Source organism: Demequina gelatinilytica (genome assembly GCF_000971115.1).
Lineage (GTDB): Bacteria > Actinomycetota > Actinomycetes > Actinomycetales > Demequinaceae > Demequina > Demequina gelatinilytica.
The window spans coordinates 66,414-81,754 of sequence record NZ_BBLV01000011.1 but is presented as its reverse complement, the minus strand read 5'-3'; the positions used below and the strand labels follow the sequence as shown (position 1 = coordinate 81,754).

The window sequence follows — 15,341 nt, the reverse complement described above, 5'->3', positions numbered from 1 at the left end:
AGGGGGCGGCCCGGGCATCGTCGCGCCCGGGACCGGAGGCGCTGCGGCGCCGTCAGTCCCAGCCGAGCTCGTGGAGGCGGTCGTCGTCGATCCCGAAGTGGTGGGCGATCTCATGGACCACGGTGACCGCGACCTCCTCGCGGACATCGTCCTTGTCCTCGCACATGCGGAGCGTGGGGTTCATGTAGATGAGGATGCGGTCGGGCAGCTCGCCTCCCCACAGGTCGCCGCGCTCGGTGAGCGCGACGCCGTCGTAGAGTCCCAGGAGGTCCTTGTCGTCCCCTTCGGGCTCGTCCTCGATGAGGATCACGCAGTTGTCGACAAGGTCGAGGAGCTCGTCAGGCACCGCGTCGATCGCGTCGTCGACGGCCTTCTCGAACTCCTCGCGGGTCATCTCCACCATGGAGACGATGCTCCCACGCGTCTGGCGCGCCGCACCCGCCACGCACATCGTGCCTGGCAGACGCTCGATTGGATTTTTCGCTCCATTACCCCTATAGTTTTCTAGGCCTCGACGCAAGGAATCCGAGCGTGGATGCGAGCCCTCATCGTCTAGCGGCCTAGGACGCCGCCCTTTCACGGCGGTAGCACGGGTTCGAATCCCGTTGGGGGTACGGAGTCGGGTTCAGGATGTACTAAACTTCATACGTCTTGCTCGCAGTTCTAGCGAGATCAAGGCCCTGTAGCGCAGTTGGTTAGCGCGCCGCCCTGTCACGGCGGAGGTCGCGGGTTCAAGTCCCGTCAGGGTCGCGTTGCGCGAGCCCCTTCTCACGGAGGGGCTTTCGTCTCAGTGGGGGGACGCCCCTGCGCCAAGGCTCTGTAGCTCAGTTGGTAGAGCGCACGACTGAAAATCGTGAGGTCACGGGATCGACGCCCGTCGGAGCCACCAGATGGGGAAGCCCCGGAGGATCACCTCCGGGGCTCTCGCCGTTCCGGGGACGATGCGGGCGGGGCACCGTCCGCCTCCCGCTACCCCGCCAGCACGTCGCACAGCGCCCCGAACAGCCTCTCGCCATCCGCGAGCGTCACCGCCGTGCAGGCGGCCGCCGCTGCATCGTCCACGGGCGCGAAGTCCGTCGCGCCGCGCCGCTCGCCCTCGAGCACCACGGACACGTCGAAGGCACGCTCCTCGAGCGCGACCGAGGGGTCGATCGCCGCGAGCACCGACAGCGTGTCGGGGTGCGTCGACCCGCCCACGCCGTGCGCCGTGTCGAAGTCGAACGGCGCCTGGTTGGCGCGGACGAAGAAGTCGCTCCGCCGCGTCCCGAGCTCCCTGATCGCCTCCACCCGCGCGGCGTCGAAGATCCCGTCGCGCAAGGTCACCGGGGACCACGTGATGAAGCGCAGGCGCGGGAATCCCGCCGCGACCACGGCGGCCGCCGCCTCGACATCCGCGTAGATGTTGTACTCCGCGTGCGGCGTGATGTTGCCGACGCCGTCGAGAGAACCGCCCATGACGATGAGCGACCCCACCCGGCCCGCGAAGCCCGGGTCGCGCTGCACCGCGCGCGCCAGGTTGGTGAGCGGGCCGATGGCGACCACGGTGATCTCTCCTGGCGCCTCGGACGTGAGCCGGAGCAACGCATCGACGGCGTGCTCGGGCTCCGCCTGCGCATCGTTCGACCGCCGCTGCCCGCCCACGCCGTCGCCGTGGACGTCCTCCGCGCCGATCCAGCCGCCCGCGAGAGCCTCGCGCTCCCCCAGGTGGACGGGAACGTCCCCGAGCCGGCCCGCGACCTCGAGCACCAGGAACGCGTTGTGGACCTGCTGCTCGAAGCTCACATTGCCCTGGGCGATGGTGAGGGCACGGAGGTCCGCACGCGGGTCGAGGAGGGCGAGCAGGAGCGCGAAGCAGTCGTCCGAGGCTGTGTCCGTGTCGATCACGAGCGGTACGGGACCGGCGGGAGGGAGCGTCATGCGGACGACGGTAGCGAGCGGACGCGGCGGCAGCCAGCCTTGTTCATTTGCGGACACCTGCCGATACAGGATTGACTAGGGACAATCCCAGTGGAGGTGCTGCATGTCCGACAACTTCGGCCGCTACTTCGTCAACGCGATCGTCGCCGGCCTGATCGGTCGCATCGCCACGGTCGTCAAGGACGAGATCGAGAAGGCCAAGCAGGAGATCTCCAAGAAGCTCCAGCGGATCGGGATCGGTGTCGGGCTCGTCATCGGCGCCGGGATCTTCGCGTTCTTCATGGTCGGCGTCTTCATCGCCGCCGCGATCCTGGGCCTCTCCGAGGTCTGGCCCGCATGGCTCGCGGCCCTCACGGTGGGCGGCGCGCTGCTGCTGATCGTGCTGCTCCTCGCGGGCATCGGCTCGGCCCTGATCAAGAAGAACAAGGACCTCACGCCTCACGAGCAGATCGACAACATCAAGTCGACGGTCGGGATGTCCTCCTCCCAGTAGCCCGCTGTCGCGGCTCGGGCGCACCCGCGACGGTGGCCGCGTCCGTGGACCGTGGCTTGCGCTGCGCAAGCCACACGCCTGCAAGGACCACGACGGCGCCGGCAGGCTCGTGCCAGCGCAGCTCCTCGTGGAGCGCCAGGATGCCCAGCGCCGTCGCCACCACGGGCACCACATACGTCACCGATGCGGCGGTGGTCGCACCGGCCAGCTTCACCACGCGCCAGAACAGCACGTACGTGAAGCTGGTCCCGAGCACGCCGAGCGCGAGCAGACCCCAGAGCACCTCGGAGCCGAGCGCGAGGGCTCCCGGGTCGGGTGCCGGGGCGGCGACTGCGACCGGCAGCAGCAGCATCGCGGAGATGCCGATCTGCACCGCCGACAGCGCGGTGGGGCCCTCGTCGACGCGCGCGAGCAGCATGCGCGACAATGTCGAGCCGATGCCGTAGCAGGCCGTGGCGGCGAGCATGAGCGCGGCGCCGAGCGCGGGGATCCCCTCGATGTCCCATGCCCCGAGGAGCACGGCGATGCCCAACGCGCCGATCACCAGCCCGAGCACCTGCGCGCGGGTCGCACGTTCGTGCGGGATGAGCAGCGCCACGAACAGCGCGGTCCACAGCGGTGTGGTCGCGTTGAGCAGGCTCGCGAGGATGGAGGTGATGTGCTGCTGCGCGAGCGGGATCAGCACGAACGGCACGGTCGACAGGCCGACCGCGACCACGCCGATGCTCGCGACGTCCCGCACGGACAGACGCGGCCGGTGGCGGGTCACAAGCAGCATGGCCCAGAGCACCGCCGCACCGATCGCGAGGCGCCCGAAGCCCACCTGGGTGGCGCTCAGACCGCGCAATGCGAGCGAGATGAAGAGGAAGCTCGAGCCCCACGACACCGCCGCGACGATGAACGCGGGCACCCACGCCCGGGCGGGCGCCGAGGTCATGCGCGGACCGGCAACGGCCACGCACCCTCGAGGGCGAGCATCGCCGCCTTGACCTCGGTGCCGCCGAAGCCGTAGCTGCCGAGCCTCCCGCCCGACTGCACCACGCGGTGGCAGGGCACGAACGGCGCGATGTTGTTGCGCGCGCACGCGGTCCCGGCCGCACGCATCGCTCGGGGCCGTCCCGCCATGGTCGCGAGCTCCTGATAGCTCACGGCGCTGCCGGAGGGGACGGTGCGCAGCTGCTCCCACACCTCCTGGAAGAACGGCCCGCCCTGCTGCACGATCGGGACGGACGCGAGCGCGTCGCCGTCCCCGTCGAGCCACGCCGTGACCGCGTCCGCCACGTGGGGAAGCTCGCCCGGCTCCCAGCCCCGCCCCTGCATCGTCGCGGGGAGCGCTGCGACCGTGTCGCGCATCATGCGGAAGCCCGACGAGCGGACGACGCCGTCCTCGGGCGTGGCGAGCACGGTGAGCGTGCCGAACGGCGTCTCGTAGGACGCCCCGATGAGCGGTGCCGATGTCATGAGAGCAGGCTACGACCAGCCTGTGACACCGGGCACGCGCCCATCGGACATCGCGGTGGGCGCGCGCCAGCGTCGAGTGTCACCGCGCGTCGGCGCGCGGTACCGGCACCCCTCCCTCAGAGAGGCGCCTCAAGCCTGCTCGAGGCTCAGCGGCCTTCCTGTGCCGCCGCGAGGAGGGCCTGGACCTCTGCCTCGCGGAAGCGGCGGTGACCGCCGAGCGTACGGATCGAGCTGAGCTTGCCGACCTTGGCCCACCGGGTGACCGTCTTGGGGTCGACGCGGAAGATCGCGGCAACCTCAGACGGGGTGAGCAGCTTCTCGGGCTCCTGCGCGGTTTCAGTCATGGAATTTCGTTCCCTCAGTCCGTGTCGAGCGCCTCGGGGGAGGCTCTGGTGTGCGATGAGACGTCCGACGGAAGCGATTATGACGGCGAAAGGTCAATGTTTCCGTAATTTCCATATTGTGACATGTACGGCGTGTCGCGCCCTAGGTTCGTGCGGCGTATGTGACGGACCTCACGGCGGCTTGCGCTGCGGGCGCCGATGCGCTGCGGGGCATGCGACGCCACGCGCACTCCCGCTCCCAGGGCGGTCGCAACGTGCTGGACACGCGTTGTAAAGTAGGGCAGGAATGACGAGGCGGCGCCCACACAAGAGGCGCGAGAGACCGGGAGGGACGGCGACATGGGGCGAGGCCGTCAGAAGGCTAAGGACGCGAAGATCGCTCGTCAGCTCAAGTACACGAACCACGGTGGTGACCTCCGTGAGCTCGAGCGTGAGCTGACCAGCCGCGACGGAAGCGCGCCCACGCACACCACCCACACCGCCGACGACTCCGACGAGTACTACGACCGCTGGGCGGATGACGAGGACTGAGTCCTCTCCCCCGCGCCACCACCCGTGAGGTGGTAGGTGGTGGTCGCTTCTCGGCAATCGCCGCGCGCCAGAGGTAGATCAGTGTCGCTGACGCGCCGACCGCGCTCCCCTGGCCGGACCTAGCCCTGCGCAGGTCGCGCCACGCTGCTCCTGGGGCGCCGGTGATGCCGCATCGGCAGGAACGACAACCAGCGACCGCTGCAGTGCGGAAACCCGCCAGCGGCGACCACCATCGACCACCTCCGTCGATCGGACGGCGAACGGGGTGGGCCCGGTAGGCCCGTCAGGCCCGGTAGGCCCCCGAGAGCACCACGGTGCCGCCGTCGACGCCCTTGGCGCCGCGGACCACGTCAGGTCCGGTCGGCAGGCCTGCATCGGCTGCGACGGACCCGAGCACCCATGCCGGCACGCCTGCGGCCGCGGAGGCCGCGATCAGCGCGTCGGCGTCCTCGGGAGCCACCACCGCGACCATGCCCACGCCCATGTTGAGCGTCGACTCGAGGTCGTTCCACGGCACCGAGCCCGCGGCCTGGACCACCGAGAACACCGCGGGCAGGTCCCAGGCATCGCGCGCGACGGACGCGGCGAGGCCCTTGGGCAGCACGCGTGCGAGGTTCGCCGCGAGGCCGCCGCCCGTGACGTGCGAGAACGCACGGAGACCGGGCACCGAGGCCGCCAGGTCGACGCACAGCTGCGAGTAGATCCGGGTGGGCTCGAGCAGCTCCTCGCCCACGGTGCGTCCGAGCTCGGGGACCGACGTCGAGAGCGACCAGCCGGCGTGCGCGACCACCGAGCGCACCAGCGAGTACCCGTTGGAGTGCAGACCCGAGGAGGCCATCGCGACCACCACGTCCCCCGACCGCACGCGGTCGGGACCCAGCAGCGCCGAGGCCTCGACCACACCGATCGCGGCACCCGCGACGTCGTAGTCGTCGGGCTCCATCACACCCGGGTGCTCGGCGGTCTCGCCGCCCACCAGGGCGACGCCCGCCATCTCGCAGCCGACCGCGATGCCGCGCACGATGTCCGCGATGCGCTCGGGCACCACCTTCCCGCACGCGATGTAGTCGGTCATGACCAGCGGCTTCGCGCCGCACACCACGATGTCGTCCACGACCATCGCGACCAGGTCCTGCCCGATGGTGTCGTGCACCCCGAGAGCGCGCGCGATGACGATCTTGGTGCCGACGCCGTCCGTGGAGGACGCCAGCAGCGGGCGGTCGTAGGCCTTGAGCGCCGAGGCGTCGAAGAGCCCCGCGAACGCGCCCACCCCGCCGAGCACCTCGGGCCCGTGGGTCTTGGACACGGCCGCCTTCATGAGCTCGACCGCGCGGTCTCCCGCGTGCGTGTCGACGCCCGCGGACGCGTACGTGATGCCCTGCGGCTCGGTCATGGTTCAGGCCTCCACGGGCTGGGACACCAGCAGGTGCCGGGCGTTCACGGGCGGCTCGACCGGGTACGTCCCGGTGAAGCACGCGGTGCACAGGCGCTCCTGCGCCTGCTCGGTCGCGGCGAGCATGCCCTCGAGCGAGATGTAGCCGAGCGAGTCCGCCCCGATCTCGTCGCGGATCTCCTCGACCGAGTGCCCCACCGCCGCGAGCTCGTCGCGCGTGGGGAAGTCGATGCCGTAGAAGCACGGCCACTGGACCGGCGGCGAGGAGATGCGCACGTGCACCTCGGCGGCCCCGGCCTCGCGCAGCATCGCGACGAGCGCACGCTGGGTGTTGCCGCGCACGATGCTGTCGTCGACCACGATGAGGCGCTTGCCCTCGATGACCTCGCGCAGCGGGTTGAGCTTGAGCCGGATGCCCAGCTGGCGCAGCGTCTGCGAGGGCTGGATGAAGGTGCGGCCCACGTACGCGTTCTTCACCAGCCCCTGCGCGAACGGGATGCCCGAGGCCTGCGCATAGCCCACCGCGGCGGGGGTGCCGGACTCCGGGGTCGGGATCACCAGATCGGCGTCGACCGGGTGCTCCTTGGCGAGGGCGCGGCCCATCGCGAGGCGCGCCATCTGAACGGAGCGGCCCGCGATGGTGGTGTCGGGACGCGCGAGGTAGACGTACTCGAAGATGCAGCCCTTGGGGTCGGCCTCCGCGAAGCGGCGCGAGCGCACGCCCGTCTCGTCGATGACGATGAGCTCGCCCGGCTCGATCTCGCGCTCATGCTTGGCTCCGACGATGTCCAGCGCTGCGGTCTCCGAGGCGACCACCCAGCCGCCCGAGGGCAGCGAGCCGAGCACCAGCGGGCGGAAGCCCTGCGGATCGCGCGCGGCGTACATGCGGTGCTCGTCCATGAACACGAAGCTGAAGGCGCCCTCCACCTGCGGCAGCAGGTCGATCGCGACCTCTTCGAGCGAGTCGAAGCCCTCGGCGCCCAGCAGCGCGGTCACGATCGCCGTGTCCGTGCACTTGCCGCCCTTGAGGTCCAGGCGCTTCGCCATGCCCTCGCGCTCGATCAGGAGGTCGAGCAGCTGCTGCACGTTGGTGAGGTTGCCGTTGTGGCCCAGCGCGATGGTGCCGTGCTCGGTGGGACCGAGCGTGGGCTGCGCGTTGGCCCACACGGAGGCGCCGGTGGTCGAGTAGCGCGTGTGGCCCACGGCCATGTGGCCCTGGAGCGCCTCGAGAGCGCCCTCGTCGAACACCTGCGAGACCAGGCCCATGTCCTTGAACACCAGGATGTTCTCGCCGTTCGAGGTCGCGATTCCCGCGGACTCCTGGCCGCGGTGCTGAAGCGCGTAGAGCCCGAAGTACGCGAGCTTGGCCACCTCCTCGCCGGGGCCGAAGACCCCGAACACGCCGCATTCGTCCTGCGGGGTGGTCTCGCCCTGGAGGAGGTCGTGGCCCAGGCGGCCGTCGCCGCCGCGTCGGGCCGTCATGGACGTGCCGAGGGGGCTGCGGCGGTTCGTCATCGGTTCTCCTTGGTGGCGGACGATGCACGGTCCAGCGACGTGGCGAGCGCACCGCCGATGATGGCGCCCAGCAGGCACAGCCCGAGCGCCAGCAGCACGAAGACCAGGAAGCGGCCCACGCCCGTCGAGTTGGGAAGGAAGATCGCGAGGATCGCGGCCACGATGATGCCGGCGCCCACGCCCGTGCCGATGAAGCTGCCGAACTTGGGCGCGTTGCGCACGTGCGCCGGGACCGCCACGCGCGCGAGGTCCTCCGGCACCGGCCGCTCGGCGGGTGCGGGTGCGGGAGCGGTCTGCTCCTGCTCGGGGAGTCCGGACGCGGTGTCTTCCTGGGGGACGTCGCTCACGTGGCAAGTCTAGGCGGTGGCCGAACGGCCCGTGAACGGGACCTGCATCGTCCGATCCGGACCCGGGACGGGGCCGGCGACCCGACGGCCGCCGACCCCTCCCGGCCTCCCCCTCGGATGCCCGTCAGCCCTTGGTCGAGCCGGCGAGCAGGCCGCGTACGAAGTACCTCTGGAGCGAGAAGAACACGATGAGCGGGACGATGGTGCCCACGAAGGCCGCCGCGGTGAGCAGCTCCCAGTCGTTGCCACGTGTCCCCGCGAACTCCGCGATGCGTTGGGTGACCGGCGCGGTCCTCACCGTGCCGCCGGAGAACACCAGCGCGACAAGCAGGTCGTTCCACACCCACAGGAACTGGAAGATCGCCACGGACGCGATGGCCGGCACCGACAGCGGGATGACCACGCGACGGAAGATCTGCGCGTGGTTGGCCCCGTCGACGCGAGCCGCCTCCATGACGTCGCGAGGGATCTCCGAGATGAAGTTGTGCAGCAGGAAGATCTCGAGCGGCAACGCGAAGATCGTGTGCGCGATCCACACGGCGGGGAACGTGCCGCCGATGTCGAGCCACGGGTAGTTGAAGATCTTCAGCAGCGGGATGAGCGCCATCTGAAGCGGCACGATCTGCAGCGCGAACACGAGCACGAAGATCCACGAGGACCCCCGGAACGGGATCCACGCGAACGCATACGCGGCCATGAGCGCGAGCGTGATCGGGAACACGGTCGCCGGCAGCGTGATGACGATCGAGTTGATGAAGTAGACGCCGAGGCTCGCGGACGAGGCGCCCGACTCCGAGAAGACCGCGGTGTAGTTGTCCAGCGTGAAGCTCGGGTTGGTGAAGATGGTCCACCAGCCGGAGTTCGCGATATCCGTGTCGGGCCGGAAGGACGAGACGAACAGGCCGAAGGTCGGGATGGTCCACAGCGCGGCGATGACGATCGCGAAGAACGTCGCCGTGCGCGAGGTGAGGCGCTTCTTGACCCGCTTGGCCTTGCCGCCGGACGGCGTCGCATCGGCGGCGTCGACCACGGGCTCGGGTGCGATGGCGGCGCTCATCAGTGAGTCTCCTTGTGCTGTCGCAGGACCCGGATGTTGTAGATGACGATCGGCAGCACCAGGATGAACAGCACCACCGCGAGCGCGGCACCGATCTCGGGCTGCCCCAGCCGGAAGGCCCTGGTGTACATCTCGTTCGCGACCACGGACGTGTTGTACTGACCGCCGGTCATGGTGCGCACGATGTCGAAGACCTTGAGCGTCGAGATGGTGATGGTCGTGACGACCACCACGAGCGAGCCTCGGATCCACGGCAGCGTGACGTTCTTGAAGCGCTGCCACGCGCTCGCGCCGTCCAGCTCGGCCGCCTCGACGATCTCCGCGGGCACGCCCTTGATCGCGGCGGACAGCACCACCATCGCGAACCCGGTCTGGATCCAGGCCATGACGACGAGCAGGAAGAACGTGTTCCATGGCGGCGTCTCGACGAACTGGTACGGGGACAGCCCGATCCACACGAGGATCTGGTTGAGCAGGCCGATCTGCGGGAAGCCCTCGGAGCGGTACGTGTACATGAAGCCCCAGATGATCGAGGCTCCCACGAACGAGATCGCCATGGGCATGAACACCAGCGACTTGAGGATCCGCTCGCCCTTGGCACGGTCGATGAACAGCGCGTAGGCGAGGCCCACCACGGTGGAGATGGTCGGCACGAACACGACCCACAGGAGCGTGTTCCGGAGCACCACCTGCCCGGTCGGGTCGGTGAAGATCGTCACGAAGTTGTCGAGCCCCACGAACTCGCCGGCCTTCGACGTCACCGACTGCCACATCGTCGAGAGCGCCGGCCAGATCATGCCGGCCGCGAGCAGCAGCATCGCCGGCAGGACGAAGAGCAGCAGCTGGACCACGTCGCGCCCCTTGCGCGGCGCGTTGTCGGCGAGGAACATCACCAGCCCCATCACCGCGAGGAACACCACGATCGCGATCGCGGCGAACCCGAGCTTGGGGCTCTGCTCGGTCCAGAAGCCCTCCATGCGGAGGGCGCCCTGGGCTACACCTGCGAGGGACGTCATCGTCCCCTCCCTTCGATGGCGCGATGCGCCGGCCGGGGGTCACCCGGCCGGCGCATCACGGTTGACATCAGGACGAGGGCCACGTCCCGTCGATGAAGGCCGTGACCTCCTCCGTGGTCTTGGTGCCCTGCACCCAGTCGGTGATGCCGGTCCAGAACGAGGCCGAGCCGACCTCGGCAGGCATGAGGTCCGCGCCGTCGAACTTGAACAGCGTGTCCTCGCTCTGCAGGAGCTCGATCGCGGCGGTACCGAGCGCGGAGCTCGCGTTCGCCGGGTCGAGGCCCTGGTTCGCGGAGATGACGCCGCCGAGCCCGACGCGGATGTTCGCCCAGGTGTCGCTCGAGAGGAACGTCTGGAACGCCACGGTGGCCGGGTTGTCGTTGAAGGCGGTGATGAACTCGCCACCGCCGGTGACGGCGTCCGGGTCGTCCGCGTTGACCTTCGGGGTGATGAAGGCCCAGATGTCGCCGTCCTCGGCGACGGTGGTGCCCTCGGGCCAGAAGCCCTCGTAGAACGAGGCCTGGTGGTGCAGCGAGCAGTTGCCGTCGAGGATCGGGAGGCCCGCGTCGCCGAACGCCGTCGAGGCGATGGTCTCGGGGCCGCCGATGCCGCCGTTGACGTAGTCGGCGTTGAGCGCGATCTCGCCGAACGTGTCGAAGGCCTCGACGATCTCCGGGTCGGAGAACTTCACGTCGCCGGCGACCCACGCGTCGTAGGTCTCGGCGCCCTGCTGACGCAGGACGATGTCCTCGATCCAGTCGGTGCCGGGCCAGCCGGTCGCCTCACCGGACTCGAAGCCGATGCACCAGGGGCGGTACTGCGCGTTGTCGGCGCCGTCATCGGCCATCTGCGCGGTGAGGGCCATCATGTCGTCCCACGTCTCGGGGACCTCGTAGCCCTTCTCCGCGAACTCGGTGGGCGAGTACCAGATCCAGCCCTTGACGCTGGCCATGAGCGGCGCGGCGTAGAACGTGCCGTCGACCGTGCCGTACTCCTTCCAGCTCTCGGTCCAGAACTCGTCGACGTTCGCCTCGACCGACTCGGGAGCCGGGACCACGGAGCCGCCGCTGATGAAGCGGGCCGCGAGGCCGGGCTGCGGGAAGATCGCGAGGTCCGGCGGGTCGCCTGCCTCGACGCGGACGTTCATCTGGGTCTCGAACTCCTGGTTGCCGATCCAGTCGACGGTGATGCCGGTGCAGTCGGAGAACTCCTGCCAGGACTCGACCAGGCGGTCCGCCTCCTCGTCCACCTGGGTGCCGTAGATCTCGACGGACTCGCCGTCGAACGTGCCGTAGTCGGCGTAGGCCTCGCAGCCCTCGGCCATGGCGCCACCGCCACCGCCGCTGCTGTCGCCGCTGCTGCCACCGTCGGAGTCCCCGCCGGAGCAGCCGGCGAGCACGAGCCCCCCGATCGCGAGCCCCGCGACGGGTAGATATAGACGTCGGTTCATGGGTGATGCGCCTCCTCTTCATTGAGTTGCAGCCGTGCGCCCGGTCGCGAGGACACGCACGGAGCGGCGCTCGTGACGAAGGGCCCACCGCACCCCGACATCGCAAGCGCTTGCAACCGAACGTAGCGGCGCCCACGGGCGCCCGCAACCGCTCGGAGAGCCAGGTACGACATCGTTATCCCGGCGTGACCTGGGCCGATGCCCTGGCCAGGGCGCCCGCGCGGTGCCGCGCGACGCACCGAGCCCGTCGCGCCGTACAGTGAGCGCCATGATCTGGCTGGCATGGGGGTGCGCGACGGTCGCGACGCTGGCCGCATGCGTCCTGGGCGGGCTGCTCGTGGTCGAGCGGCGCCGTTCCCGCGCCGGCGCGGAGGAGAGCGCGCGGGCGGGCGAGGCCGCGCTCGCGCTCGCCGCCTCGAACGAGCGCGCGCGCATCGCGCGCGAGATGCACGATGTGGTCGCGCACACGCTCTCGGTGGTGGTCGCGCAGGCCGACGGCGGACGCTTCGCGGGCCGCGCGGACCCGGCCGCGGGACTCGCCAGCCTCGACACCATCGCGGATGTGAGCCGTTCCGCGCTCGCCGAGATGCGTGCGCTGCTCGGCATCCTGCGCGACGGCGACGGGGGCGCGGACATGGGCCCCCAACCCTCGCTCTCCGACATCCCGGAGCTGGTCGCGTCCATGCGCGAGGGTGGCCTCGAGGTCTCGTACGTCACCACCGGGACCCCGCGCCCCCTGCCGATCGGCGCCGGGCTGGCCGCCTACCGCATCGTCCAGGAGGCCCTCACGAACGTGCTCAAGCATGCCGGGCCCCACGTCACCGCATTCGTCCAACTGCGCTGGGAGGACGATGCCCTGGCCGTGGCCGTGTCCGACGACGGCCGGGGTGCCGCGGCGCGCGGCGACGGCGACGGGCTGGGCATCGCCGGCATGGCCGAGCGTGCGACCGTGTTCGGCGGCACCCTCACCGCGGGCCCACGCGCCGGCGGCGGCTTCCTGGTGCGCGCCCGCCTGCCCCTGACCCCCCGCACCGCAACGGTGCTCGAGAAGGAGGACGCATGATCCGCGTCGCGCTCGTCGACGACCAGCAGCTCATCCGTGCGGGCTTCCGCATGGTGGTCGACTCGCAGGAGGACATGACCGTGGTCGCGGAGGCCGGCGACGGCGCCGCCGCGGTCTCGACGCTGGCCTCGCTGGACCCGCCCGCCGATGTCGCGCTCGTCGACGTGCGCATGCCCGGCACCGACGGCATCGCGGCGTGCGCCGCCATCACCGCATCGTCCCCCACCAAGGTGGTCATCCTCACCACGTTCGACCTCGACGAGTACGTGGTCGCGGCCATCAAGGCGGGCGCCTCCGGCTTCCTGCTCAAGGATGCGCCGCCGGAGGACCTGCTCGCGGCGGTGCGGACCGTGCACGCGGGGGACGCGGTCATCGCGCCGTCGTCGACGCGAAGGCTTCTCGCCCGCGTCGCGGCCATGCCGGAGCCGGTGGACGATGCCCGCCTCGGCTCGCTCACCGAGCGTGAGCGGGAGGTCCTCGCGCTCATGGCGCGCGGCCTGTCGAATGCGGAGATCTGCGCGGAGCTGTTCCTGGCCGAGCCCACGGTGAAGACGCATGTGGGACGCGTGCTCGCGAAGCTGGGCGCGCGCGACCGCGTGCAGGCCGTGGTGATCGCGTTCGAGGCGGGCCTCACCCCCCGCTGACAGTCGCAACGGAGCTGGTCCCGGGTTGCCGGCGTGTCGCGGGGCTTCCCCCCACGATGCGCGGCGTGTCGCTGCGAGATCCGTTGCGGCTGTCAGGAGGGCGGCCAGGGTGGGGCCCAACGGTTCGGGGCGCTCGTGCGTCGTACCGCTGAGGGGGGTGTGCGATGAGGCGTGCCATCGGGGTGGCTGTCGGTGGGCTGCTGTTGGCTGGGTGCATGCCGCCAGCCGCAGAGACCGCGCCCGAGATCGAGGTCGCCCGTCCCGCCCCCACACCCTCCGCCGCCGTCCCGCTCGCCGCGTCGTTCAACGACGCGGGCCTCACCATGTTCCGGGCGGCGGCCGCGGACAGGAACCTCGCCCTGTCCCCCATATCGATCGGGCTCGCGTTCGGCATGGTCGACGCGGGCGCGACCGGGACGGTCGACGATGCGCTCGAGGAGGTCTTCGCGTATCCCGCCCAGGGCGAGGCGCTGCTGAACGCCTTCAACTCGCTCGACCTCGCGATCGCGAGCGAGAAGGGCGACGGCGCCCCGAACGCCGAAGGCGACACGGTGGACCTGCCGATCGTCCGTGTCGCCAACGCGGCCTGGTTCGACGAGGGCTTCACACCCGATCCGGCATACGTCGAGACGGTGCAGACCTGGTTCGGCGCGCAGGCGCGCACGCTGCCGCTGGCCGCCGACCCCGAGGGCTCGCGCGAGGAGATCGACGGCTGGGTCGAGGACCGCACCGAGGGGCTCATCCCGCGCGTCCTGCCCGAGTCCGTGCCGGGACCCGACACGCGGCTCATCCTGGTGAACACGCTCTACCTCAAGGCGCAGTGGTGGGACCCGTTCAGCGAGGCCGGCACCTACGAGGACGACTTCACGCGGCTCGACGGCTCCGTCACCGATGCCGAGCTCATGACGCAGGCGTTCGACGCCCGCTACGCGACCACGGACGCCTACGACGCGGCGGTGCTGCCCTACGTGGGCGGCCTGGAGATGGTGCTGATCGTGCCGCGGAGCGGGCGGTTCGAGGAGGTGCGGGGCACCTTCGACGTCGACGCGCTCGCAGGCCTCGACGGCTCGCTCGCGGAGGGCTACGTCCTGGTGCAGCTGCCCAGGTTCGAGACCGCGTCGACCGTGGACCTGCGCGCGGTCATCGCCGACCGCATGGGCATCGCCGGCCTGTTCGGGGAGATCGGCCTCGACGGCATCGGACCCGAGCTCGAGGTGGGCGCCGCGGTCCACGCGACCAAGGTGATCGTGGACGAGGACGGCACGGAGGCCGCCGCGGCGACGGTGATCGAGGGGATGGCGGGGTCCATGCCGCCCGAGCCCGTCGCGGAGATCATCGCCGATCGCCCCTTCCTCTACGCGGTGCGGGACACGGAGACGGGCGCGATCCTCCTGGTCGGGCAGTACCTGGACCCGGACGGCGATTGACGGGGCGGAGGCAGCGACCCGTGCTGCCGCCCCCGCCCCGCCTCAGCCGCGGGCGGTCACATCGAGCACTGCACCACGCCGACCGTGATGTCGGTCTTCGCGCGGCTCTTGAGCGCGGCCGTCGCCGTCGCCCCGTACACGCTCGGGAAGAGCGTGAAGTAGGACGTCACCAGGCTCTTCGTGGGTCCGAGCGGCGCCAGCTTGACGGTCTTGAGCGCGGACTTGGCCCACGAGATCGCGGACTTCTGCTTGGCCACCTCGTACGCGAACTTCACCTCGATGGTGCGGAAGCAGCTGCGGAAGGCGGAGCTAGAGCCGTAGTACCGGATCGCATCGTCCAGCTGCGACTTCTGATACGACGTCGCGTACGGCCCGTAGATGACGGATGCCGCGCGCGCGAGCCGGTCGGCGCTGGTCACGGTCGCGTAGCCGCGCACGTCGTCGTACCAGTCGAACGCGGTGACACAGGCCGAGTCGGTGAAGAACAGGAGGTTCTTGCAGCTCGGACGCGACGGATCGCTCGCCGCCTGCGCGGGCGCTGCCGCGAAGGCAAGTGCGAGCGATGCGACCAACGCGGCGGCGATCAGACGTAGCTTCTTCATGATTCCCTCAGTGACGTGACGTGGCGGGAAGGTCGATCGGCCCCCCGGGCCGGATGCGGCCGGTCCGAGTCAATCCGGACG

At 70.4% G+C, this 15,341-nt stretch carries 17 protein-coding genes and 3 tRNA genes; 8 read left to right on the top strand and 12 right to left on the bottom strand.

Translation table 11 applies throughout. From position 1 onward, the window contains the following. Positions 1–52 precede the first annotated feature (52 nt). Positions 53–403 carry a metallopeptidase family protein gene (locus AOM00_RS10725; RefSeq protein ID WP_062517798.1) on the bottom strand — a complete coding sequence of 117 codons (351 nt, stop codon included), beginning with the start codon at positions 401–403 and terminating at the stop codon, positions 53–55. A 138-nt stretch (positions 404–541) separates the two neighbouring features. Between AOM00_RS10725 and AOM00_RS10720 the strand changes: the two genes are divergently transcribed. From AOM00_RS10720 to AOM00_RS10710, 3 genes are all read left to right on the top strand, one after another. Next, positions 542–614: transfer RNA gene (locus AOM00_RS10720), tRNA-Glu, on the top strand. A 62-nt stretch (positions 615–676) separates the two neighbouring features. Then, a tRNA-Asp gene (locus AOM00_RS10715) sits at positions 677–750 on the top strand. Positions 751–813: 63 nt separating this feature from the next. Then, positions 814–889 (top strand) — tRNA-Phe (locus AOM00_RS10710). Between the two features lie 80 nt (positions 890–969). On the opposite strand, the gene AOM00_RS10705 is transcribed toward AOM00_RS10710, so the two are convergent. Further along, complete coding sequence (locus AOM00_RS10705) at positions 970–1,917, bottom strand: nucleoside hydrolase (protein ID WP_062517775.1); 948 nt, start codon at positions 1,915–1,917, stop codon at positions 970–972. A 103-nt stretch (positions 1,918–2,020) separates the two neighbouring features. Here AOM00_RS10705 and AOM00_RS10700 point away from each other — a divergent pair, with 103 nt between their 5' ends. Further along, positions 2,021–2,410 (top strand): phage holin family protein, encoded by a 390-nt coding sequence (locus AOM00_RS10700; protein WP_062517774.1) that lies wholly within the window; start codon positions 2,021–2,023, stop codon positions 2,408–2,410. Here AOM00_RS10700 and AOM00_RS10695 read toward each other — a convergent pair. The 3 genes from AOM00_RS10695 to AOM00_RS10685 all read right to left on the bottom strand — a co-directional run bounded on the left by AOM00_RS10695 (position 2,376) and on the right by AOM00_RS10685 (position 4,215). Further along, a complete protein-coding gene (locus tag AOM00_RS10695) occupies positions 2,376–3,347 on the bottom strand; it encodes a DMT family transporter (protein WP_156159132.1) in 972 nt (323 codons plus the stop codon). The two genes, AOM00_RS10700 and AOM00_RS10695, sit on opposite strands and share 35 nt — an antisense overlap. Next, the gene (locus tag AOM00_RS10690; RefSeq protein WP_062517772.1) at positions 3,344–3,871 is read right to left on the bottom strand and encodes a methylated-DNA--[protein]-cysteine S-methyltransferase; all 528 of its coding nucleotides are present in this window, start codon (positions 3,869–3,871) and stop codon (positions 3,344–3,346) included. The genes AOM00_RS10695 and AOM00_RS10690 overlap by 4 nt, the downstream gene beginning before the upstream one ends. Positions 3,872–4,017: 146 nt before the next feature. Continuing rightward, a complete protein-coding gene (locus AOM00_RS10685; RefSeq protein WP_042215779.1) occupies positions 4,018–4,215 on the bottom strand; it encodes a BldC family transcriptional regulator in 198 nt (65 codons plus the stop codon). A gap of 339 nt (positions 4,216–4,554) precedes the next feature. On the opposite strand from AOM00_RS10685, the gene AOM00_RS10680 reads away from it, so the two are divergent. Beyond that, positions 4,555–4,746 carry a DUF3073 family protein gene (locus AOM00_RS10680; RefSeq protein WP_062517771.1) on the top strand — a complete coding sequence of 64 codons (192 nt, stop codon included), beginning with the start codon at positions 4,555–4,557 and terminating at the stop codon, positions 4,744–4,746. 283 nt (positions 4,747–5,029) lie between these two features. Here AOM00_RS10680 and purM read toward each other — a convergent pair whose 3' ends face one another. The 6 genes from purM to AOM00_RS10650 form a co-directional block, all read right to left on the bottom strand. After that, on the bottom strand, positions 5,030–6,139 hold the full coding sequence (gene purM / locus AOM00_RS10675; protein WP_062517770.1) for a phosphoribosylformylglycinamidine cyclo-ligase: 1,110 nt from the start codon (positions 6,137–6,139) through the stop codon (positions 5,030–5,032). Positions 6,140–6,142: 3 nt separating this feature from the next. Continuing rightward, a complete protein-coding gene (gene purF / locus AOM00_RS10670; protein ID WP_228373474.1) occupies positions 6,143–7,654 on the bottom strand; it encodes an amidophosphoribosyltransferase in 1,512 nt (503 codons plus the stop codon). Beyond that, entirely contained in the window at positions 7,651–8,001 is a 351-nt protein-coding gene (locus AOM00_RS10665; RefSeq protein ID WP_062517769.1) for a hypothetical protein, read from the bottom strand. Before AOM00_RS10665 ends, purF begins: the two co-directional genes overlap by 4 nt. Before the next feature lie 124 nt (positions 8,002–8,125). Continuing rightward, positions 8,126–9,058 (bottom strand): carbohydrate ABC transporter permease, encoded by a 933-nt coding sequence (locus AOM00_RS10660; RefSeq protein WP_062304315.1) that lies wholly within the window; start codon positions 9,056–9,058, stop codon positions 8,126–8,128. Then, positions 9,058–10,035, bottom strand: coding sequence for a carbohydrate ABC transporter permease (locus AOM00_RS10655; RefSeq protein ID WP_062517768.1), 978 nt, complete (start codon positions 10,033–10,035; stop codon positions 9,058–9,060). The genes AOM00_RS10660 and AOM00_RS10655 overlap by 1 nt, the downstream gene beginning before the upstream one ends. A gap of 106 nt (positions 10,036–10,141) precedes the next feature. Next, positions 10,142–11,524, bottom strand: coding sequence for an ABC transporter substrate-binding protein (locus AOM00_RS10650; RefSeq protein ID WP_062517767.1), 1,383 nt, complete (start codon positions 11,522–11,524; stop codon positions 10,142–10,144). A gap of 268 nt (positions 11,525–11,792) precedes the next feature. On the opposite strand from AOM00_RS10650, the gene AOM00_RS10645 reads away from it, so the two are divergent. The 3 genes from AOM00_RS10645 (at position 11,793) to AOM00_RS10635 (ending at position 14,658) form a co-directional block, all read left to right on the top strand. Next, positions 11,793–12,587, top strand: a complete 795-nt coding sequence (locus AOM00_RS10645; protein WP_062517766.1) for a sensor histidine kinase — start codon at positions 11,793–11,795, stop codon at positions 12,585–12,587. Further along, complete coding sequence (locus AOM00_RS10640; RefSeq protein WP_062517765.1) at positions 12,584–13,231, top strand: response regulator; 648 nt, start codon at positions 12,584–12,586, stop codon at positions 13,229–13,231. Before AOM00_RS10645 ends, AOM00_RS10640 begins: the two co-directional genes overlap by 4 nt. A 215-nt stretch (positions 13,232–13,446) precedes the next feature. Next, complete coding sequence (locus AOM00_RS10635) at positions 13,447–14,658, top strand: serpin family protein (RefSeq protein ID WP_062517764.1); 1,212 nt, start codon at positions 13,447–13,449, stop codon at positions 14,656–14,658. 56 nt (positions 14,659–14,714) lie between these two features. On the opposite strand, the gene AOM00_RS10630 is transcribed toward AOM00_RS10635, so the two are convergent. After that, positions 14,715–15,260: a hypothetical protein gene (locus AOM00_RS10630; protein WP_062517763.1), complete on the bottom strand. Its 546-nt coding sequence runs from the start codon at positions 15,258–15,260 to the stop codon at positions 14,715–14,717. Positions 15,261–15,341: the final 81 nt, after the last annotated feature.

Bases quoted from the DNA above. Each gene is read 5' to 3' on its own strand.
- purM (WP_062517770.1), bottom strand. From the start codon at position 6,139: ATGACCGAGCCGCAGGGCATCACGTACGCGTCCGCGGGCGTCGACACG.
- AOM00_RS10725 (WP_062517798.1), bottom strand. From the start codon at position 403: ATGGTGGAGATGACCCGCGAGGAGTTCGAGAAGGCCGTCGACGACGCG.
- AOM00_RS10645 (WP_062517766.1), top strand. From the start codon at position 11,793: ATGATCTGGCTGGCATGGGGGTGCGCGACGGTCGCGACGCTGGCCGCA.
- AOM00_RS10630 (WP_062517763.1), bottom strand. From the start codon at position 15,260: ATGAAGAAGCTACGTCTGATCGCCGCCGCGTTGGTCGCATCGCTCGCA.
- AOM00_RS10695 (WP_156159132.1), bottom strand. From the start codon at position 3,347: ATGACCTCGGCGCCCGCCCGGGCGTGGGTGCCCGCGTTCATCGTCGCG.
- AOM00_RS10640 (WP_062517765.1), top strand. From the start codon at position 12,584: ATGATCCGCGTCGCGCTCGTCGACGACCAGCAGCTCATCCGTGCGGGC.
- AOM00_RS10690 (WP_062517772.1), bottom strand. From the start codon at position 3,871: ATGACATCGGCACCGCTCATCGGGGCGTCCTACGAGACGCCGTTCGGC.
- AOM00_RS10685 (WP_042215779.1), bottom strand. From the start codon at position 4,215: ATGACTGAAACCGCGCAGGAGCCCGAGAAGCTGCTCACCCCGTCTGAG.
- AOM00_RS10705 (WP_062517775.1), bottom strand. From the start codon at position 1,917: ATGACGCTCCCTCCCGCCGGTCCCGTACCGCTCGTGATCGACACGGAC.
- AOM00_RS10635 (WP_062517764.1), top strand. From the start codon at position 13,447: ATGCCGCCAGCCGCAGAGACCGCGCCCGAGATCGAGGTCGCCCGTCCC.
- AOM00_RS10680 (WP_062517771.1), top strand. From the start codon at position 4,555: ATGGGGCGAGGCCGTCAGAAGGCTAAGGACGCGAAGATCGCTCGTCAG.
- AOM00_RS10655 (WP_062517768.1), bottom strand. From the start codon at position 10,035: ATGGAGGGCTTCTGGACCGAGCAGAGCCCCAAGCTCGGGTTCGCCGCG.
- AOM00_RS10700 (WP_062517774.1), top strand. From the start codon at position 2,021: ATGTCCGACAACTTCGGCCGCTACTTCGTCAACGCGATCGTCGCCGGC.
- AOM00_RS10650 (WP_062517767.1), bottom strand. From the start codon at position 11,524: ATGAACCGACGTCTATATCTACCCGTCGCGGGGCTCGCGATCGGGGGG.
- AOM00_RS10660 (WP_062304315.1), bottom strand. From the start codon at position 9,058: ATGAGCGCCGCCATCGCACCCGAGCCCGTGGTCGACGCCGCCGATGCG.
- purF (WP_228373474.1), bottom strand. From the start codon at position 7,654: ATGACGAACCGCCGCAGCCCCCTCGGCACGTCCATGACGGCCCGACGC.